Below are 21722 nucleotides of genomic sequence, written 5' to 3' on the forward strand. Positions count from 1 at the left end.
ATATGTCAATCGACTACAAAAAAACAAATGCACCGGTATCGACAGTAACTTGGGATAAGAACGAATTGTCTGAGCCAACCGGCAACATCTACGAATCAATCGTGGTTTTGGGAAAACGTGCTAATCAGATTAGCTCTGAGATGAAAGAGGAGTTAAACAAGAAGCTTCAGGAGTTTGCATCATATACTGATAATTTAGAAGAGGTATTTGAAAACCGTGAGCAAATTGAGATCTCACGTTTCTATGAGCGTTTGCCTAAACCTGTTTGTATTGCAACGCAGGAATTTGTAGAGGGTAATGTTTATCACCGCAATCCGGACAGGGAAGAATCGGCTGAGTAAAACTTAGACTGTCCTCTTTGGACAAATGTTCAGGAATTGTTTTTAAAAAATATAAAAGGTAAAGGGGAATAGTATATTCTCTTTTATCTTTTTTTATTTTTGGAGTATGCTACAAGGAAAAAAGTTTATTCTGGGAATTTCGGGCGGAATTGCAGCCTATAAATGTGCACAATTAACACGTTTATTGGTAAAGGAAGGAGCCGAAGTACAAGTGATTATGACTAAACTGGCAAAGCAGTTTATTACACCATTAACGATGGCTACTTTATCGAAGCGGCCAATTTTGGTTGAATTCTTTGACCCTGAGAATGGAGCCTGGAATAGTCATGTTGATAGTGGTTTGTGGGCGGATGCAATGATTGTGGCTCCTGCAACAGCTAATACAATGGGCAAAATGGCCAATGGGATAGCAGATAACTTGCTTATCACTACATACCTGTCAGCTCGCTGTCCGGTGTTTGTGGCACCGACAATGGATCTGGATATGTATCAGCATCCCTCAACACAGAGAAATATGGATACCTTGCGATCGTATGGTAACCACCTGATCGAACCTAATGCAGGTGAATTGGCCAGTGGTTTGATTGGAAAAGGTCGCATGGCTGAACCAGAGGAAATTGTATCACAGCTGAAAGAGTTCTTTGTAAGAAGAGAGAAACAGGATTTAACAGGGAAAAATATTCTTGTTACAGCCGGACCCACCCATGAAAAAATAGATCCTGTTCGTTTTATTGGTAATTATTCATCTGGTAAGATGGGCTATGCCCTGGCTGAAGAATTAGCTTCGCGAGGAGCCAGGGTAACATTGGTTAGTGGTCCTGCGCAAATCAAAACATGTCATCCAAATATTGAGCGAATTGATGTTGTAAGTGCAGAGGAGATGAGCTACGAGAGTAGGAGCAGGTTCAGTCAAATGAATGCAGCTATTATGTGTGCAGCAGTGGCAGATTATACACCTTTAGTTAAAGCGAATGAAAAGATCAAAAGAAAAGAAGATGAATTGTCTGTTAAGCTAAAAGCTACTACTGACATTGCAGCATCATTGGGTAAGGATAAATCTGACAAGCAAGTGTTGGTTGGTTTTGCTTTAGAGACTCAGGATGCAATGGCTAATGCCCAGAAAAAGCTTGAAAAGAAGAATCTTGATTTTATAGTTTTAAATAGCTTAAAAGATGAAGGTGCCGGATTTAATTCTGACACCAATAAAATTACCATCATCAATAAACATAATAAGGTCAAGGAATTTGCGTTAAAATCTAAAACAGATGTGGCAGTCGATGTTGTTGATGAATTAGTTGAATGTTTTTTCAATATCGGAGGCTAGTTAACTTTTAACGAGTATGAGAAAAATTGCAATTGTTCTTTTCCTGATTATAAATTCTGCGCTAATTGCGCAAGAGTTTCAATGTGCTGTTCAGGTAGTGTCGCCACAGGTGCAAAGCTCCAATAAAAAGGTGTTTGAGACCTTACAAACGGCTATTATGGAGTTCATGAATAATCAGAAATGGACGAATGATAAATTTGCTCCTGAAGAACGTATAGACTGTAATATCATGATAAATATTGCAGAGGTGATCTCGATTGATGAGTTTAAAGGTTCATTTCAGATTCAGGCTCGACGTCCGGTCTATAACTCAAATTACTATACAGTTTTGTTTAATCATCAGGATCAGGATTTTCATTTTAAATATGTTGAATTCGAACCGTTGGTGTATAATCCGAATAGTTTTGACTCAAATTTAGTAGCGGTGTTGGCTTATTATGCCAATATTGTTTTAGGGCTGGATTATGACTCTTATCAAAACAGCGGAGGTACACCCTACTTTCAAGAGGCGGAACGAATTGTGAACCGTGCTCAAAGTGCCAGGGAGTCAGGTTGGAAATCTTTTGAAGGACAACGAAATCGTTACTGGTTGACTGAAAATATTCTGAATGAATACCACCGCCCGTTGCGTCAGTGTATGTATCAATATCACAGAAAAGGATTGGATAGAATGAGCGATAAGGTTGAAGAAGGGCGTGCTGAGATTGTTAAAGCACTGGAACTTACACGAAAAGTTCATCGCCAGAGACCAAGTTCTTTTTTCACCCAGGTGTTTTTTACCGCTAAGTCTGATGAGTTGGTAAATATATTTGAAGAGTCATTCTCAATGGAAAAGGGGCGTGTTGTTGATTTACTGATGGAAGTTGACCCTGCCAATAATAAGAAATACGAAAAGATATTATCCTCAAATTAATATGCTTAAGTCATTATCAATCTCCAATTACGCATTAATCGATAAAGTTGAAGTTGTTTTCGATAGCGGTTTAACGGTTATAACAGGAGAGACAGGTGCGGGAAAATCTGTTTTGTTGGGAGCTTTGTCGCTGATTCTCGGACAGCGAAGCGATACCAATGCATTACTTAATAAAGAACAGAAATGTGTCGTTGAAGGTGAGTTTTTTATCGGGAACTATGGTTTAGTTGATTTCTTCGAAGAGAATGACGTTGATTATGATGATGTAACGATAATAAGACGTGAACTATTGCCATCGGGAAAGTCGCGTGCATTTGTAAATGATACGCCGGTTAATTTGGGTTTCCTGAAAAGTATAAGTGCTCAATTGATCGACGTGCATTCTCAGCATCAAAATCTTTTGCTTGATGATAATGGTTTCCACATGATGGTGGTTGATACCCTGGCGAACAATAAAAACTTATTGAGTGATTATTCGCAATTATTCAGAAGTTATAAAGCGCTTATTAAGGATATTGATCGGATGATAGCGGAAAATGACAAGCAAAAAGCGGATCTGGATTACATGCAATTTCAGTTTGAGCAGCTAGATTCTGCAAATCTGAAGGTTGATGAGCAACAAGAATTGGAACAGCTTTTGGAGCAGTTGTCACATGCAGAAGAAATTAAGACTAACCTGGTAGATGTTGTAAATAATTTGAGTCAGGAACCATCACCTGTTGTGGATCTGTTAGCTGATTCGGTTTCTAAGTTGGAGAAGATTAGCTCTTACCTTGCGGATGGTGAAGACTTAACAAAACGTCTTGAGTCAGCAAGAATAGATTTGAAAGATTTGGCTGATGATCTGGAGGCGCGTTCGGAGGACTTAGATTATGATCCAGACGCAGTTCAGAAAGTGCAGGAGCGCCTGGATCTTATCTATGGTTTGCAACAAAAGCATCGTGTCGAATCAATAGCCGATTTGATCTCATTGAAAGATGATCTCCAACAAAATATCGACAAGGTTAACTTTTTTGATGAAGACTTAAAGTCTAAACAAAGAGAATTGGAAAAACTGACAAGCAATTTAAATAAAGTGAGTGCTTCTATTACAAAATCTAGAAAAGAAGTTTTTGCTTTGGTGAAGTCGGGTATTGAAAAACAATTGCAGGCATTGGGTATTCCACATGCCAACTTTGTTATAAGGCATGCCTTGAATGACGATTTTACAACAAATGGTAAAGATGAGATTCAGTTCTTATTTGCGGGAAACAAAGGAGGAACGCCTGCGCCAATTAATAAAGTCGCTTCAGGAGGAGAGATATCAAGAGTTATGTTGTCGATTAAATCCTTATTGTCTTCATCCAAAGGATTGCCAACTATTATATTTGATGAAATTGATACAGGTGTTTCAGGAGAGGTTGCTGATCAGATGGGAAGTATTATGGCTCAAATGGGAAGTTCTATGCAGGTCATTAGTATAACTCATTTGCCTCAAATTACGGTCAAAGGAGATTATCATTTTAAAGTGTTTAAAACTGACCAGGCCGACAAAACCATTTCAAATATTCGAAAATTATCACATGAAGATAGGGTGGTGGAAGTTGCAAAGATGTTAAGTGGCTCAACTTTATCCGAAGCGGCCATTGAGAATGCACGTACCCTATTGAATAACTAATCAGGTATTTATAACTTACAAAACCTTTTAACTTGTTACTTGTTGTAATAGGTTAGGTAAAGAATTATTAAAATTGAAACTTGTGTTGTGCAACATATGCTGTATATTTGTGCGCTCAAAAATAAATTGATATGGGATTTGATCTTTTAAAAGGAAAAAGAGGGATTATTTTTGGTGCCCTTAATGACATGTCTATCGCATGGAAAGTAGCCGAAAGGGCTTACGAAGAAGGAGCACGTTTTACATTGTCTAACACACCTGTTGCCTGCCGTATGGGAGAAGTGGTTGAGTTAGGTAAAAAATGTGAGGCAGAAATTATTCCTGCAGATGCTACAAATGTAGCCGACCTTGAGAATGTTTTTGAAAAATCGATGGAAGTACTTGGCGGTAAAGTTGATTTTGTGCTTCATTCAATCGGTATGTCTTTAAACGTTCGTAAAAAGAGGGTTTATCATGATTTAGATTACAATTATCTAAATAAAACTTTAGATATTTCGGCTATTTCATTTCACAAAATGTTGCAAGTAGCTTTCAAGATGGATGCTGTTAATGAGTGGGGCTCTATGTTGGGATTAAGCTATGTGGCAGCGCAGCGTGTATTTTATGGTTATAATGACATGGCTGATGCCAAGGCTCTTCTGGAGTCTATTGCACGAAGCTTTGGTTATATTTACGGGCGTGAGCGAAAAGTGCGTGTAAATACAATTTCGCAGTCACCAACAGTTACAACGGCCGGTAGTGGAGTTAAAGGTATTGATGGACTTATTGACTTCTCTGACCGTATGTCACCTCTTGGAAATGCGGACGCTGCCGATTGTGCCGACTACTGTATTACAATGTTCTCAGACCTGACTAAGAAGGTTACGATGCAGAACTTATTCCACGATGGAGGTTTCTCAAATGTAGGTATGAGTTTAAGGGCGATGACACAGTATAATAAAAGTTTTGACACCGACGATTTAGAGACAAAATACTAAAATCAGAAAAGGGTGCGTAAAGCACCCTTTTTTTATAGGGTTAAATTCCTTAAAAGCACTGCTCTCAAAATTTTCATAGTCTTTTATTAATCACTAAATTTGGCGACGTTTTTGTGAAAAAAAATGGCACAGACTTTATGTTGGCCAAATAATATATTAGGACAAATCAACTTATTATGGATCAATACCGAATAAATCACCTTAAGGAATTGGAAGCGGAATCAATCTATGTCATTCGTGAGGTAGCCGCCCAGTTTGAAAATCCTGTGATGTTATTCTCCGGAGGAAAAGACTCAATTGTTATGTTTCACCTGGCGCGTAAAGCTTTCTGGCCTGCCAAGGTACCTTTCCCATTAATGCATATCGATACGGGGCATAACTTCCCGGAGGCATTGGAATACCGCGATCGCGTAATGGAAGAGACTGGAACCAAATGCATTGTAGCTCTTGTTCAGGATTCGATTGACCAGGGACGTGTTGTTGAAGAAAAAGGTGTAAATGCAAGTCGTAATAAGTTGCAGACGACTACCCTTTTAGATGCGATTGAAGGTCATAAGTTTGATGCTGCAATGGGTGGTGGTCGTCGCGATGAGGAAAAAGCGCGTGCCAAAGAGCGTTTCTTCTCGCACCGTGATGAGTTTGGTCAATGGGATCCAAAGAATCAGCGTCCGGAGCTTTGGAATATTTTCAACGGTCGTAAAAACATGGGTGAGCATTTCCGTGTATTCCCTATCAGTAACTGGACCGAAATGGATGTGTGGCAATACATCTATATGGAGCAAATTGAGTTACCTAGCCTTTATTTTACCCATAAACGCGAAGTGTTTAATCGCGATGGTGTTTGGTTAGCCAAGCTTCCATTTATGCAGTTAAAGGAAACTGAAGAGGTTAAAACCCTTGATGTGCGTTGTCGTACTATTGGTGATGTTACCTGTACTGGTTTGACCTTGTCAACAGCCAATACCCTTGAAGATATTATTCACGAAGTTGCTTCAACCCGAACAACTGAACGTGGGGGCCGTGCCGATGATAAGCGTTCTGAATCAGCGATGGAAGATCGTAAACGAGAAGGCTATTTTTAATCTTTGTTAAATCTGAAAACTCAATAATATGTCCGGAAAAGAATCAGGATATTTAGATATGGAGCTTTTACGCTTCACCACAGCAGGTAGTGTAGATGACGGTAAAAGTACCTTAATCGGTCGTTTATTATACGATAGTAAAGCCATCTTTGAAGATCAGATGGAGGCCATTGAGCGTGTTAGTGAACGTTCAGGGCACGAGGAAGTAAATCTGGCTTTATTAACTGATGGATTGCGCTCAGAGCGTGAGCAGGGAATCACTATTGATGTGGCCTATCGCTACTTTGCTACACCTAAGCGAAAGTTTATTATTGCCGATACTCCTGGACACATTCAGTATACCCGTAACATGGTAACGGGCGCAAGTACTGCTAATGTGGCTTTGATTTTGGTTGATGCGCGTCATGGTGTGTTAGAGCAAACATTGCGTCATGCCTACATCGCGTCATTGTTACAAATTCCTCATGTGATTTTCTGTATCAATAAAATGGATCTGGTTGATTACAGTCAGGAAACTTTTGAAAAAATCAAAACTGATATTGATGCAGTGTCATCTAAATTATCGGTGAAAGATATACGTTTTGTGCCAATTAGTGCATTGAAAGGCGACAACGTGGTTGAACGCTCTGAAGTGATGGATTGGTATGATGGGCCAACGTTAATGTATTTATTGGAGAATATTCACATTAGCAGTGATATTAACCACGATGATTTCCGTTTCCCTGTTCAGTATGTTATTCGTCCCCAGTCGGCTGAATGGCCTGATTATCGCGGTTATGCTGGTCGTATTGCAAGTGGTGCAATAAAGGTTGGCGATGAAGTAGGTGTATTGCCTAGTGGTTTTACTTCAAAAGTGAAGACAATCGATATGATGGAAGAGCCTTTGGAGATTGGTTTTGCCCCTCAATCGGTCTCAATTACTTTGGAAGATGAAATTGACATCAGTCGAGGAGATATGTTAATTAAGAAAAACAATGGTTCAGAACCTAAGAATAGTCAGGATATCGAAGCTATGGTTTGTTGGTTTAATGAACGTACGTTAATGCCACGTGGTAAATATGTGATCAAACACACATCGGCTGATGCTCGTTGTATGGTAACTGATATTCAATATAAGATGAATATTAATACACTTGAGAAGAATGAAGAAGATAAAGAAGTAGGTATGAATGATATTGCACGTATCAAAATTCGTTCTACCAAACCGTTGTTCTTCGATTCATATAGTCGTAACCGTATTACAGGTAGTATAATTTTGGTTGATGAAGCAACCAATGAAACAGTTGCTGCTGGTATGATTATCTAAGAGTATATTCTTGAAAAAATATAAAAGCCGCTTTTCAACATGGAAAGCGGCTTTGTTATGGTTAAGAATAGGTTGGAGAAGGTTAAAATTTCCAACCAAAGGTAAAGCTGGCCTGGTGGTTGCGATATTCTAACGCAACTGGTTCAGCAAACGAAAGTCCTTCTAGCATTGAACCTTCGCTTGTATTTAAATAATAGTTGTCCTCATTGAACTTGTAAGCATATGCTATATCAAAAAAGAAATTCTTGTTTCGAATACCTATACCTCCTGTTGCCATCCACTTTGTAAGTTCAGTATCTAAATACTCTTTTTTAATCGGAGAATCGAAATATGCAGCACCTGCACGTAGTGCAAAATAAGGAATGGGTTTGATCTCTATACCTGCTCTAAAGTCGTGTGTTACTTTCATTTGCTCGTCAATGTCATCATTTAGCCTTTTAAACATTGTTTCGTAACTGCTTGAGCTGAATTTTGAGGATGTGTGGTCTGTCATTTCATAATCAACAGACAGTAATGCGAATTTACCAAGAACCATTGCGATACTGCCTTGTGCTCTGTAGGGCGTTCGGTAATTATAATCAAATTCGCTTATTGTTGATTTATGATCGTAATGATTGTAGTTAACTAAGTACGAGCTAATACCTGAATAGTATTCTTCATCCACGTCCATAAATGTTGGTGTGTGGAAAGAAGCTCCGATCCTCAAAGGATGCAGGTTGAGAATTATTCCAAGCTTGGCATTGACACCGATCCCTTTTTGTTTCAGTTTATTGTATGCATCAAAGTAATCCATGTCTTGTGGGCCTGAAGGGTCAAAGCTGTTGTTGTTTACTTCTCTGAAGCTTTCAGTTTGTTCGAACCGGAATGATTGCAGGTTGATTGATGTTCCTACTAAAAGGACATTGCTGATATTGGCACCAAAAGTAAAGCCATATTCTCCGGAATATCCATCCCTTTCAATAATGTTGTATTGTGTAATGCCATTTACATTTCGGTTGTAAATAGTACTTGTTCCGTCGTCATAATCAATTACGTCTTCATATTGGCTGAAGTAATGAGTACCATCTTCAAAAAGAGGATCGAGCATGTAGGTTTCGTAGGCCCATTTGGCCCTTCCGGTAAGTTGATTAGGTGTGGCATTAATTGGAACAAAGTTTCCGTTATTGTCATAATAGCCGTGTGCCTCATTTCTTATGGCACTTAATAGTGTACGTACCCCTGTGATTTGGCCATCAATATTGTAGTCACCATCTGTAACTCCCTGACCAATTAACATCGATGTGTTTTCATTGAAGTCAGCAGTTCTGTTATAAGTGAAGCCAAAATGCGTACTTATCAGTCCTTTGTCTTTTTCTCGTAATGGCTTGTATGTTGATACACCACCGATTTGATTAAAAGGGAAGGAGTATTTATCATCGTTATCGCTAAAACTTCCAAAGCCTGCTTTTGATTGATTTAACGATATGGAAGGAGTAAAAGCAAACTCAGACGTTCTGTATACTGCAATACCTGCCGGGTTGATGCTTAGTGAGCTCAAATCACCACCCAGTGCACCAAACGCATTAGCCATACCTAGTGAGCGTGATGTACCTGTTAACTCTCTTTTGTTGAATCGAACAGCATCGTCCAGGTTCTGTGCCTCCATGATGCTGGCAAAACAAACGCTGATTATCATAAAAAATAGTGCTCTTTTCATAATGATAAAATTATAAGGGTAAATTAGATTAGGTTTTAACGTCGTCCACCACCACTTCTACTACCGCCACTGCTGCGAGATGAGCCACCGCTGCTTGAGCCGCCGGAGCTACGTGAGCTGCTTGATCCACTTGAAACTCTGCCTGAGCTGCCCGATGAACTGTAAGAGCTACGGCTGGAGCTGCCTGATGAGCGACTTGGAGTATAAGAGCTACGGCTACTGCTGCCCGATGAGCGACTTGGTGAATAAGAAGAGCGTGTGCCTGAATTATTGTAGTTTTTGCCCGAACTTCCTGAGTAGCTGCGACTGCTGCCTGAACGGGTTGAAGTGCCAGTGCTTTTGCTTGTAGATGGTCTGGTATAACTTGAGTTTCTGTTATAGCTTGAGCGATTGTTATTGCTTCTTGAATTAGAATAGCTTGGCGTATAACCTCTTCTGCTGGTACCTACTCGCTCATTTGAGTTGGATTTTGAACCAGACTGGTTATTTGCATTACTTTTTGTATTTGAATTTTGATTGTTCGAATAAGTATACGTGCGACCAGTATTTGTATTGGTAACAGTTTTGGTTGAATTACCATTGTAGTTAACTCTTGTATTGCCAATACTATATGATTGTCTTGTGTTTGAAGATTTAGGATAGGAGTTGGTTGAAGTGCCTGTGCTGCTTCGTCCACCACCAGATCTGCTTGAGCTTATGGTGCTGCTGCCTCCCGGGCGAATTGATGAGGCCTGACCTCCGCGAGGCTTATAGTCTCTCATGTGGACAACCCCGCCACTGCCACCACCTGGGTAGTAGCCAGGATAATGACCTCCGTAATATGGATTGCAGTATGGTGTACAGTAATATGGTCCGTACCAAGGATTATACCATGGAGAACACCAGGGATCATTGTAGCCATATCCATAATAAGGATATCCCCATCCCCAACTCATAGAAAAGTTCCATCTCCATGGGTTGCCATATCCGTAATTGAAGCGATAGTCATTGTACCATGGGTTACTCCACGTTGGAAAAGCATAAGCGTAATTGCCATCAACGTAAACATTCCAGTCCCAGTTATTAAAATAAACCATGTCGTTATAAAGGGGAGACCAATATGGTATACCATTGAATGGTCCATGAAACTTGATCAGGCGTTCGGCATAATCCTGATCCATTGACGGACCGGCGAAACCATTAACCCAATAACCGGTTTCTTCATTATAATATAACAAAGAGTCCATTTGTGCAATGGAATCGTTTGCAAGTAATCCGAGGTAATCTGATTGAATTTGTGAAAAATTTCTATTGTCTTCAACAGCCAGATCTGATTTATTGTATTCGCTCTTAAGTTGGTTGAAATCCTTTTTATCCTCTTTTTTAAGCTCTTTGTTTTGCTCAACTGGAGAATATGAATCATCAACTACTACAGGGTTGCTCTTGGGGCTGTAATAAAGGTCATCGTCATAATAACTACTGTCAACCCACTGTGAAGAACTACATCCACTTAGAAGTAGAATTATAAATAAGCCGAAAATTGTATAGGTTTTCATCACTAATCCTCCGGATTTACATGGTTTAATATTTGCCATAAAATTAACAAAAAGCGTGCCGTAATATTAAAAAATGTAAAAATATTTCAAAAAAACAATAATACTATCGCTGGTATTAGGTTATGCAGGTAATTGTGGTGTACAATATTAAAAAATCGCTTGTTTCGACCTAATGAATTGCTTTAAATTTTCTTATTTTTGTGCCTCTTGTAAAGAAACGGATACAAATTAAGAATAAGAAAATGGCAAAAGTGTTGACGCCTAGGAGTGAAAGTTATTCACAATGGTACAATGATCTTGTACTCAAAGCAGATTTAGCTGAAAATTCAGCTGTACGTGGATGTATGGTAATTAAGCCTTATGGTTATGCCATATGGGAAAAAATGCAAAGTGTTTTAGACCGTATGTTTAAGGATACCGGTCATGAAAACGCTTACTTCCCGATTTTTATTCCCAAGTCTTTCTTTAGTAAAGAAGCTGATCACGTCGAAGGTTTTGCTAAAGAATGTGCGGTTGTAACTCACTATCGCCTGATGAACGATCCTGATGGAAACGGTGTGGTAGTTGATCCGGAAGCAAAATTGGAAGAAGAATTAATTGTTCGTCCAACTTCTGAGACTATTATCTGGAATACCTATAAAAACTGGATTCAGTCATATCGTGATTTACCGATCAAATGTAATCAATGGGCTAACGTAGTGCGTTGGGAGATGCGTACACGATTATTTTTGCGAACAGCAGAGTTCTTGTGGCAAGAGGGGCATACTGCTCACTCAACAAAGCAAGAAGCAATTGAAGAGACCGAAACAATGATCAATGTTTATGGGGATTTTGCTGAGAAGTTTATGGCTGTGCCTGTTGTTAAGGGTATTAAATCGGCTAATGAACGTTTCGCCGGAGCTCTTGAAACATATACTATTGAAGCATTGATGCAGGATGGTAAAGCGTTGCAGTCGGGTACTTCTCACTTTTTAGGTCAGAATTTTGCCAAGGCATTTGATGTGAAATTTGCCAATAAAGAGGGTAAAGAGGATTATGTTTGGGCTACATCATGGGGTGTTTCAACACGTTTGATGGGGGCCTTAATTATGGCCCACTCTGATGACAATGGTTTGGTATTGCCTCCAAAATTAGCACCTATACAGGTGGTGATCGTTCCTATCTTCCGCAAACCTGAGGAATTAGCTAAGATCAAGGACGCTGCAAGCGGACTGATCTCTAAGCTTAGAGACAAAGGTATCGAGGTGAAGTTTGATGATAACGATAACAAGAAGCCAGGCTGGAAATTTGCAGAATATGAATTGAAAGGTGTGCCTGTACGTTTAGGCTTAGGGCCTCGCGATCTGGAAAACGGAACAGTTGAAGTGGCACGTCGTGATACATTAACTAAAGAGGTTGTGCAGTTTGATGGTGTCGATGAGCATATTGTGAAACTGTTGGATGATATTCAGGAGAATATATTTCAGAAAGCCCTTGATTTCAGAGCTGAAAGCACAGTATCGGTTGATACTTACGAGGATTTTAAAGCTCAATTGGATAAAGGTGGTTTCATTATGGCTCATTGGGACGGAACACCTGAAACAGAGCAGAAAATCAAAGACGAAACAAAAGCTACGATTCGCTGTATTCCTTTGGATCAGCCTGATGAAGATGGAGTTTGTATTTATTCAGGTCAACCATCGAAAAAGCGCGTAATGTTTGCGAGGGCTTATTAATAATTACATGATATTATTCAAGAAGAGGGAGACCATGATAAAGGTTTCCCTTTTTTTATGCGAAAAAACTTAAATTAGCCTCTCAACTAAGTTTAACTAAAAGCACTTTATATGATTAACGATGAAATCAAAAAAGGAATTGTAAATATTCTTCAGTCCAAAGCGGTTGTTAAGCAAGATGTATTTGAATCGACAAAAAAGAATTTTGATCTGTTAAAAGAAGTGCTTAAAAAAGTACAGCAAGAGTATAATATTCAGTTGGGTAATGATGATAAACGTATACACCTTTTATTTGAAGATAAAGGCGAGTTTGTATCGCAGTTAAAGGTGGCGGGTGATGTGCTGGTGTTTCATATGCATACCAATACCTTTGAATTTGATCGCGACCATGAAGTGTGGAAAAGCGACTATGTAAAGGGCAATGAGAATAACTCCTACTGTGGTGTTATTAATATCTATAACTTCTTACATGATTCATTCAGGTATAATAGGGAAAATGATGCCGGTTATTTAATAGCCCGGATATTTATCAATAAAGAAGGGCATTATTTTGTAGAAGGAAAAAGACAGAAAGGTACAGGTATTAATCATTTTGGTACATCGATAATTAATGCTGACAATTGGCAAAAAATTATCGAAACAGCTATTTTGTACTCTCTGGAATTTGATTTGCTGGTACCTCCTTACGATGATGTGAAAATAATTTCCATGATGCAGATGAACGGGGAGATTCTTAGTTCAAAAATGCAGACTGGCAAACGCTTGGGTTTTGTATACAATGCAGACGACGTTCAACAATAGTGCGGAACATCTGTTGTCTGTAGATACAACAAGATGAATTGAATAGTAATATAAACAGCTATCAGCTTAAAATATATGGAACAAGTATTAGATCGATTTTTAAAATATGTGGTTGTTGACACACAGTCAGATACCGATACAGGCTTAACACCATCAACGCCAGGGCAGATGGTGTTTGCTGAAGCTCTGGCGGAGGAGTTGAAGGCAATAGGTCTTGAGGAAGTTACTTTGGATGAAAATGGTTATGTGATGGCCACGGTACCGGCAACTATTGATGAAGATGTGCCGGTTATTGGTTTTATAGCACATATGGATACCAGTCCTGATTTCTCGGGTAAGCATGTAAAACCACGCGTTATTAATAACTATCAGGGAGGAGATATTAAACTGAATGAAGCAGAAAATATCGTTCTGAAAGTTGCTGATTTTCCTGAGGTAGAAAGCTACAAAGGACAGGACTTGGTTGTAACAGATGGTACAACACTTTTGGGGGCCGATGATAAAGCAGGGGTTGCTGAAATTGTAACAGCGGCCGAGTATTTGATCAAACATCCTGAAATTAAACACGGAAAGATTCGCATCGGTTTTACTCCCGATGAAGAAATTGGTGCTGGTGCCGATCATTTTAATGTGAAGAAGTTTGGCGCTGTGTTTGCCTATACACTTGATGGATCACAGATAGGGGAGCTCGAGTATGAGAATTTTAATGCTGCAGGAGCTAAGGTAACTGTTAACGGCCGAATGGTGCATCCGGGGTATGCTAAAAATAAAATGCGAAACTCTATACGCATTGCCAATCAAATTATGACCATGCTGCCGCGCCATGAAACACCCGAACATACCGAAGGTTATGAAGGTTTCTATCACCTGATGATGTTCAATGGCGATGTTGAAAAGACAGAAATGATGTATATCATTCGTGATTTCAAGCGCGATCGGTTTGAAGACCGTAAGATAGAAATGCAACACCTTATTAATAAAATTAATGCTGAATATGGTGAAGGAACAGCTGTTGTTGAAATTACTGATCAGTATTATAACATGCGCGAGAAAGTGGAGCCTGTGATGCATGTGGTTGACTATGCAAAACAAGCCATGGAGGAAGTGGGTGTTAAACCGATAGTGAAGCCAATACGAGGTGGTACAGATGGTTCACGCTTATCATATATGGGCTTGCCTTGTCCGAATATATTTGCCGGTGGTCATAACTTTCATGGTCGTTTTGAGTTTGTGCCGGTGCAAAGTATGCAGAAAGCAGTGGATGTAATTCTTAAAATTTCTGAATTAGTAGCAAAAAAGTAAAGAATCGTTGAACATCATCAAAACAACTTTGTTTGAAGTGTGATTTATCTTTTAAAGGAAATAAGTTTAACGATTAAAATAATAAAATTATGGCTGTATTAGTAGGAAAACAAGCCCCTGCATTTAGCGCTAGCGCTGTTGTTAATGGTGGAGAAATTGTTGAGAATTTCTCATTGGAGCAATATAAAGGTAAGAAGTATGTTATTTTATATTTCTATCCTGCTGATTTTACTTTCGTATGTCCAACTGAAATTATTGCTTTCCAGGATAAAATGAAAGAGTTTGAACAGCGCAATGTTGAGGTGGTAGGTGTTTCTGTTGATTCAGAATTCTCTCATTGGAAATGGTTGCAAACTGATCCGAAAGACGGCGGTATCAAAGGTGTGAAGTATCCATTGGTGGCAGATAATAGCAAAACAATTTCTGAAAATTATGATGTATTAGCTGGTGAATATGATTACAATGACGATGGTCAGATTGTATTTAACGGTACTCCAATGGCTTACCGCGGACTATTCCTGATTGACAAGGAAGGTTTGGTACGTCACCAGGTTGTTAATGATATGCCACTGGGCCGAAGCGTTGAAGAGGCTATTCGTATTGTCGATGCATTGCAGTTTTTCGAAGAGAACGGAGAGGTTTGCCCTGCCGACTGGCACAAGGGTGACAAAGGCTTAACAGCCACTCAGGAAGGAATTGCCGATTACCTTGGTAACAAGTAATCAAATTATATACTGAGCTGATAAGGCACCTCCATAGTGGAGGTGCTTTTTTTTGCACCTCTGTGAATATCTCTGCTTCGGAAAAAACAGTTTGATTATTTTCCATTTCTTCATTGAATTTGTGACTGATTTCTATTGTTGAAAATATCGCTTAGCGAAGTTGCAAGGGCATAGTCGATGCTATTTATGATTAGAGTCATGCCTTGAGAAAAATAGCTGTCACTTCTTTTTTTCTTACTTTTGCAAAATGCGCAAGTTCCTCGAAATACATCCGGGTGATGAGAATCTTTTTAAACAGCAAATATGTCAGGCTTCGCGAAATGAAGGAGCCGCAGTAATATTGGATGCTAACGGTTTTGAAGCTCAGGCATGTATTAAAAGCAAGCGGAATTATGATTTTATAGCTGGTTTGCAAAGTGTGGGAGAGTGTACCAACGATTTTCATCAGTTGAAGTTATTTCACGATCAGCATAAAGACTGGATATTAGGATTTCTTTCCTATGATCTTAAGAATCAATTGGAGAAGTTGGAATCTGATAATCCCGACCGAATTGAAATGCCTGAAATGTATTTCTTTCGGCCGCGATACCTGTTTTTAAACGATGGTGAAAGTTGGTTACTCGGTTATCTCACTGATTATGATACCGAGGAATCAGCTCGTGAATTTTTAGATGATTTGAACAGTGCATGCTTTACTGAAGATGCCCTGGAGAACATTAAGCTGAATCATCAGGTTTCGCATAAAGAATACCTTGAAGCAATTGGTAAGGTTTTATGGCACATACAGCGAGGTGATATTTATGAATTGAACTACTGTATGGAGTTTTTTATTCAGGATATTGATTTGACGCCGCAGTGTGTTTTTCAACGCTTGAAGGAAGTATCGCCAACACCCTTCGCCTCTTTTATCAAATACCACGATAAATTTTTGATGGGAGCATCGCCTGAGCGTTATCTGAAAAAGGAAGGGGATCGGCTCATATCGCAGCCAATAAAAGGGACATCGCCCCGCGATCCTAACTGGTTTATAGATAACTCCAACAAGCAGTATCTGCGTAAATCGGAGAAGGAGCAGGCTGAAAATATCATGATAACGGATTTGGTTCGCAATGACTTGTCGCGCGTGGCAAAAAGAGGAACTGTAAAGGTTGATGAACTGTGTGGTATTTATTCGTTCAAGCAGGTGCATCAGATGATTTCATCTATTTCGGCCGAGTTGTCAGACGGTAAAACATGGATTGACGCTATTAAAACATCATTTCCAATGGGCTCGATGACGGGGGCACCCAAGATCAGTGCCATGCGGCTAATAGAGCAATATGAAAGCAGCAAACGTGGTGTTTATAGCGGTGCTGTCGGGTACGTTACTCCTGAAGCTGATTTTGATTTTAATGTGGTTATCAGAAGCATACTGTACAATCGAAAAAAGCAATGTGCTTCCTTTATGGTGGGAGGGGCCATAACCAATCAATCGGAGCCTCAAAAAGAATATGAAGAGTGCCTCTTAAAAGCCTCGGCCATAATGAAAGTGTTTAATATTAAAGAATAAGTGGTAAAATGGATAAGCTAAATACCCGGGCTGTTGTTAAAGTGTTAGAAGAGAAATGCCACATTTCAACATCTGACAGGTTACTGGTTGCTGTGAGTGGGGGAGCTGATTCAATGGCGCTTTTACATCTATTGGATGAGAATGGATACCAGCTGGCTGCTGCTCATTGTAATTTTCAGTTAAGGGGTGTCGATTCGGATGCTGATGAGCAATTGGTGGCAGCTTTTTGTGAGGCCAACAATATTCAATTATACAAAACGACATTCGATACTAAGATTTATGCCCGAGAGAAGAAAATTTCTATTGAAATGGCAGCCCGTGAGTTACGCTATGATTGGTTTGATTCGTTAGTGGAAGAACATCATTATCAGGCTGTGGTAACAGGGCATCATGGTAATGATTCCATTGAAACTTTTTTTCTGAATCTTGTGCGGGGTACAGGACTTCGCGGATTAAGCGGTATTAGTTTTCGAAATGGTAAGGTTATTCGTCCCTTACTCGATTTCACCAGAACGGCAATTGAAGCATATTGCAACAGTAATCAGATCAACTATTGCCACGATGTGTCGAATGATGATACACGCTTTATCCGCAATAAAATAAGGCATGAAATAGTACCGGTTCTGGAATCCATCAATCCTGCTTTTTTCGAAACCATGCAGTCAAATCTTGAGCATTTGAAAGATGCAGAACTCATGCTTGAAAGTGAAGTGGAGCGTTTTATCGCAACTGATGTTGTTGATGAAGATAATAAAGTAATCATCCCAATATCCAAGTTAGAGAATTACCCGCATTATGCCTCCTTATTGTTTGAAGTATTGCGCCCTTATGGTTTTAACTCATCAGTGGTTGGGGAAGTAATTGGTCATTTACATGGTTTGTCCGGTAAGCAGTTTTTCAGCGAAACGCATCGTTTAATTAAGGATCGCCACAATCTGCTGGTCCTTCCAGTTGAGGAAATTGGTGTGCAGCATTTTTGGCTTGACGAGGGTGAAAACAGTGATGTTTTACCTGTCAAAGTGCGAATATATATTAAGCCCGATAACTTTCAGTTCTCACGTAATCCGCAATTAATACACCTTGATGCTGATCTTGTGGAGTTGCCACTGTTGGTAAGGAAATGGAAGTTGGGAGACGCCTTTATGCCTTTGGGTATGAGTGGTTTTAAAAAGGTCAGCGATTTCTTTATTGATGAAAAGTATAGTCTGAAAGATAAAGAGGATGCATGGCTGATGCTTAGTGGTGAAGCAATAGTGTGGGTTCTGGGCAAGCGCATTGATGACCGTTTTAAAGTGAGCAACAGAACCAAAAGGATATTGGAAATTGAATTGATTTAAAAAAGCCACACGAGCGAACCCGTGTGGCAATTGACCTTATAATTCGTTTTTTAATATCGGGTACCTGGCGATTAATTGCTCAATCTCAGTTACCACTTCCTTTTTCTTTTCCTTAAACAAGTCAAAATAATAGTTAACCCCATCGGTAATGTTTTTCTGGAAAGCTGTTAACTGTTTCTTTTCTTTCGCATCATCAGGCTTTAATAAAAAGCTTTCAACACGTTTTTTAAAGATATCAAGATACATGCTTAATTCCTTAGTAAACATATGAGGTCTATGGCGTTTGTCAAGCAGATTTATACGGCCATAAATATGATCAACCATCTCTTTGAGGCTGGCCTCGTTTGAAAAGTAAGCTAAGTTAGGCCCCGGACAAACTGTTACTTTATCTGTCGGACCCACCTCAATACCTTTCGACTCAAGTAATGAAATACCTAATCCTACACACAAACATTCCTTCTCGGTAATGGTGTCATAGGCAGTTTGAAAGGCCTCCTCAGAAAGGTTTTGCTCATTTAACTCAGCTAGTTTCTTATTTTTGTATTGAGTTGATGCTGTACAAATTGGTTTCTCAGTATACTCAGTATTGTATTTTAAGAACTGTTTGGTACATGGCATGCCGTGCTTGCCGTTGCTTGCGTTTTCAAGACGCTGGCGGCTCATGCTGGCCCATTTAACACTGTTAAACGGAACGCCCAATGGAGAAAGACCGCTGAAGTAAAGGTCTTTTTCTTTGGCATTTTTTAGTAAGTCAAGTGTTTCTTTATCAATACTTACAGCTTCAGGTACAAGCATAAAAGGAGTTCCCCAGCCAACACCGTCCATCTGATAGTGCTCCATTAACAAGTTGTGCTCTTCATTGGTTCCTACTCCTCCTTGTGCAGTTACTTTGATGCTAGGCACTTCATTGGGTGCTGTTATCTCTTTCTTAGCCAACGCCGTTTCATATACACCTTTACAGGTTTCAAGCAGCTTATCCCGGTTCTTTTTGAATTCATCGAGGATAGGGCCAAATAAAACACCATTGGTAGGGAAAGCATGACCACCGCAGTTAACACCACTTTCAATGCGATATTCAGATACCCACAGGCCTTTGGCAGCGAGCATTTTTCCTTGCACCAGGGCTGAGCGGAAATCACTTACTTTAAGAATGATCTTCTTTTTAAGCTGACCGTTAATATCAGGGAAAAAGTCTTTGAACTTTTCAAGGTAGCTATACAGACGCGGACTCATGCCTGCAGACAATACCAATGACGAGTTAAGCTGGCTGTTGGCAAAGCCTCTTAAGGCAGCATGAGCATCGTTGTATTCAATGGGCAGTTCTTCTCCGTTTTTAGTATTGACTTTATCCAGCTTAGTCATGATGTTAACATCAATGTCTCCAACCGGCAAATGTTCCTGTATCCAGTTGCCAAGCTCTTCTCTTAACTGACGGCTTTTTTCCGATAAGCTAAACTTCTCCTTGATGGTAGAAAAATCAGGCAGCATATCGAAGTATTTTTCAAGCTCCTCGCTCTTTTCGTGTGCAGCCTTTTTAAGATCTGAGACTTTTTTACTAACAATATCATCTACCATATTAAGGTAAGATGTAATGCGTTTAGCCCTAAAGTCTTCTGCTTTCTCAGAAATGGCTTTAAAAGGCATGTCAAACTTTTCGCAATAGAACTCTCGCATCTGTTCCATTAGTCTGTCGTCAACCAACGATATTACAGATGAAATGCCCAACGGTGCCACATTAATCGGTGTATCCAGTGTGTAACCCAAACCCAATACCGGTATGTGGAATGTGTGTTTGTTCAATATGTCCATTAATAAATATGGTTAATTAAGTTACCGAAGATACGTTATTAATGGCTACAAAAAAAACGACACTGAGGTCGTTTCTCTTTATATTTCAGTATTTTAGAACATACGTGTCATATATTCAGTATTAACGCTTGAGTTCGTTTGTAATTAATGACTGAATATCAGCTACCAACTGTTCCACATCCTTACCTTTTGGCTCTATTGGTTCAAGGGCTGTATACGAAATTTTTTCTCCAAATTTTAAAGGAAACATTCCTTTGTACATCATTCTACTATGCCCGTCAATAGCGAATGGCACAATAACAGCATCAGGTGCCGCTCTTAATAGAGTACTTATGCCTGGTATTTTAAATTTTTTCACACGACCGGTTTTACTTCTTGTACCTTCAGGAAAAATACATGCCGCATAATTGTTAGCCTGAATTAAACGACCAAGTTTAAAAATCTCTTTAATGGACTGAGACCCATTGGAACGATCGATCAGTGCCGATTTGCCATGGACCAGGTTATAGGAGATGCTTGGTAAATTTTTTCCCAACTCAATTTTTGAAATGAACTTCGGGTAGTGTTTTTTGAAACCGTGAACAATAGCAGGTATATCATACAAACTCTGGTGGTTGGAAACAATAATGATTGGTCGGTTCTCCGGCAGGTTATCAAAACCAGAGAACTTAACCCGGCAGCCCATAAGGTACAGACCTTTAACCAGAAAAAAGTTGAGGGTGTCGACGACTTTTCTTCTGGCATGATCGCCAAATAATTTATGGCCAATAACCTGCGGCAGGTGAAAAATAACAAGTATCAAACCAAAGTAAAGGTGAAAAACAGGCGTAAGAAGGTAGCCAAGGACAGTTTTCATTTTTGTGTGTTTATTATTTATTGTGAGGCAAAAAAACGAAAAAAAACAAAGACATCAACCACAAATTTACACTGATTATTACAAATAGTGTTAATCAGGAAAATAAAATACCTCTAATATTGATTTAATCAGCAGTTCCTGGTAAAATTTAACTTGCTGTTAAATCATCATGGCATAAGAGACCGACAGAGCATGAGAACATGATGACGCTAAAGTTTATTATCTTGTTTATCTTTAAATTTTCGATTATGATACTTGAAGTTAATCAGCAAATTAAGTTGTGTGAAATTAAAATGCAGGATGCAGCAGTCATTTTTAATACAATTGATCAGCAGCGTGACTATTTGGGTCAATGGCTTCCTTTTATTGCTCACACAAAAGTACAAGCAGATACCGAAAATTTCATTAAAGCAGTAAGCAATGTTCCATACGATCAAAAAGAGTTGATATTCACCATTTGGTATAATGATGATTTTGCCGGTTTAGTGGGCTTTAAAGCTACTGACCGTGCCAATAGTAAGACCGAAATCGGCTATTGGTTATCAGAGCCATTTCAAAAGAAGGGAATTGTGCTAAGTTGTGTAAGATACTTGAGTGAATATGCCTTTACCAGGCTTGGTATTAATCGGATACAAATCAAATGCGCAAGCGGAAATAAGCGGAGCAAACGAATACCTGAGAAGCTTGGCTTTATTTTTGAGGGAATTGAGCGCGCCGGAGAACGGGTTAATGAACATACTTACTTCGATCTGGAAGTATTTAGTTTGCTGCGATCCGACAATGTTTAACCCTTAAATTTT

General features: G+C 39.3%; 18 protein-coding genes. 14 read left to right on the top strand and 4 right to left on the bottom strand.

Going from position 1 to position 21722, the window contains the following annotated elements; all coding sequences use genetic code 11:
- Positions 1-2: 2 nt before the first annotated feature.
- From ACRD69_RS16610 to ACRD69_RS16640, 7 genes are all read left to right on the top strand, one after another.
- Positions 3-341 (top strand): DNA-directed RNA polymerase subunit omega, encoded by a 339-nt coding sequence (locus ACRD69_RS16610; protein ID WP_430816242.1) that lies wholly within the window; start codon positions 3-5, stop codon positions 339-341.
- A 106-nt stretch (positions 342-447) separates the two neighbouring features.
- A complete protein-coding gene (coaBC, locus tag ACRD69_RS16615; RefSeq protein WP_430816243.1) occupies positions 448-1665 on the top strand; it encodes a bifunctional phosphopantothenoylcysteine decarboxylase/phosphopantothenate--cysteine ligase CoaBC in 1218 nt (405 codons plus the stop codon).
- Positions 1666-1681: 16 nt separating this feature from the next.
- Positions 1682-2578 (top strand): type IX secretion system protein PorD, encoded by an 897-nt coding sequence (gene porD, locus ACRD69_RS16620; RefSeq protein WP_430816244.1) that lies wholly within the window; start codon positions 1682-1684, stop codon positions 2576-2578.
- A gap of 1 nt (position 2579) precedes the next feature.
- Positions 2580-4235 carry a DNA repair protein RecN gene (recN, locus tag ACRD69_RS16625; RefSeq protein ID WP_430816245.1) on the top strand — a complete coding sequence of 552 codons (1656 nt, stop codon included), beginning with the start codon at positions 2580-2582 and terminating at the stop codon, positions 4233-4235.
- Positions 4236-4366: 131 nt separating this feature from the next.
- On the top strand, positions 4367-5212 hold the full coding sequence (locus ACRD69_RS16630) for an enoyl-ACP reductase FabI (protein ID WP_430816246.1): 846 nt from the start codon (positions 4367-4369) through the stop codon (positions 5210-5212).
- A 176-nt stretch (positions 5213-5388) separates the two neighbouring features.
- Positions 5389-6294: a sulfate adenylyltransferase subunit CysD gene (cysD, locus tag ACRD69_RS16635; RefSeq protein WP_430816247.1), complete on the top strand. Its 906-nt coding sequence runs from the start codon at positions 5389-5391 to the stop codon at positions 6292-6294.
- A gap of 28 nt (positions 6295-6322) precedes the next feature.
- The gene (locus ACRD69_RS16640) at positions 6323-7600 is read left to right on the top strand and encodes a sulfate adenylyltransferase subunit 1 (RefSeq protein WP_430816248.1); all 1278 of its coding nucleotides are present in this window, start codon (positions 6323-6325) and stop codon (positions 7598-7600) included.
- 82 nt (positions 7601-7682) lie between these two features.
- On the opposite strand, the gene ACRD69_RS16645 is transcribed toward ACRD69_RS16640, so the two are convergent.
- Together ACRD69_RS16645 and ACRD69_RS16650 are read right to left on the bottom strand one after the other, a co-directional pair.
- Positions 7683-9296, bottom strand: coding sequence for an OmpP1/FadL family transporter (locus ACRD69_RS16645; protein WP_430816249.1), 1614 nt, complete (start codon positions 9294-9296; stop codon positions 7683-7685).
- Between the two features lie 35 nt (positions 9297-9331).
- Positions 9332-10870, bottom strand: a complete 1539-nt coding sequence (locus ACRD69_RS16650; protein ID WP_430816250.1) for a hypothetical protein — start codon at positions 10868-10870, stop codon at positions 9332-9334.
- 203 nt (positions 10871-11073) lie between these two features.
- Here ACRD69_RS16650 and proS point away from each other — a divergent pair, with 203 nt between their 5' ends.
- The 6 genes from proS (at position 11074) to tilS (ending at position 18257) form a co-directional block, all read left to right on the top strand.
- Positions 11074-12546, top strand: coding sequence for a proline--tRNA ligase (gene proS, locus ACRD69_RS16655; RefSeq protein WP_430816251.1), 1473 nt, complete (start codon positions 11074-11076; stop codon positions 12544-12546).
- Positions 12547-12657: 111 nt separating this feature from the next.
- Positions 12658-13347 carry a hypothetical protein gene (locus ACRD69_RS16660; RefSeq protein ID WP_430816252.1) on the top strand — a complete coding sequence of 230 codons (690 nt, stop codon included), beginning with the start codon at positions 12658-12660 and terminating at the stop codon, positions 13345-13347.
- 75 nt (positions 13348-13422) lie between these two features.
- On the top strand, positions 13423-14649 hold the full coding sequence (gene pepT, locus ACRD69_RS16665; RefSeq protein ID WP_430816253.1) for a peptidase T: 1227 nt from the start codon (positions 13423-13425) through the stop codon (positions 14647-14649).
- 89 nt (positions 14650-14738) lie between these two features.
- Positions 14739-15371, top strand: coding sequence for a peroxiredoxin (locus tag ACRD69_RS16670; RefSeq protein ID WP_430816254.1), 633 nt, complete (start codon positions 14739-14741; stop codon positions 15369-15371).
- Positions 15372-15618: 247 nt separating this feature from the next.
- Positions 15619-16920: an anthranilate synthase component I family protein gene (locus ACRD69_RS16675; protein ID WP_430816255.1), complete on the top strand. Its 1302-nt coding sequence runs from the start codon at positions 15619-15621 to the stop codon at positions 16918-16920.
- 8 nt (positions 16921-16928) lie between these two features.
- A complete protein-coding gene (gene tilS, locus ACRD69_RS16680; RefSeq protein ID WP_430816256.1) occupies positions 16929-18257 on the top strand; it encodes a tRNA lysidine(34) synthetase TilS in 1329 nt (442 codons plus the stop codon).
- A 36-nt stretch (positions 18258-18293) separates the two neighbouring features.
- On the opposite strand, the gene ACRD69_RS16685 is transcribed toward tilS, so the two are convergent.
- A complete protein-coding gene (locus tag ACRD69_RS16685) occupies positions 18294-20066 on the bottom strand; it encodes a hypothetical protein (protein WP_430816257.1) in 1773 nt (590 codons plus the stop codon).
- A 121-nt stretch (positions 20067-20187) separates the two neighbouring features.
- On the bottom strand, positions 20188-20922 hold the full coding sequence (locus ACRD69_RS16690) for a lysophospholipid acyltransferase family protein (RefSeq protein WP_430816258.1): 735 nt from the start codon (positions 20920-20922) through the stop codon (positions 20188-20190).
- A gap of 248 nt (positions 20923-21170) precedes the next feature.
- On the opposite strand from ACRD69_RS16690, the gene ACRD69_RS16695 reads away from it, so the two are divergent.
- Complete coding sequence (locus tag ACRD69_RS16695; RefSeq protein ID WP_430816259.1) at positions 21171-21710, top strand: GNAT family N-acetyltransferase; 540 nt, start codon at positions 21171-21173, stop codon at positions 21708-21710.
- Positions 21711-21722 lie beyond the last annotated feature (12 nt).

It is taken from the genome of Carboxylicivirga agarovorans (assembly GCF_050589845.1).
In the GTDB taxonomy this organism is placed as follows: domain Bacteria; phylum Bacteroidota; class Bacteroidia; order Bacteroidales; family Marinilabiliaceae; genus Carboxylicivirga; species Carboxylicivirga agarovorans.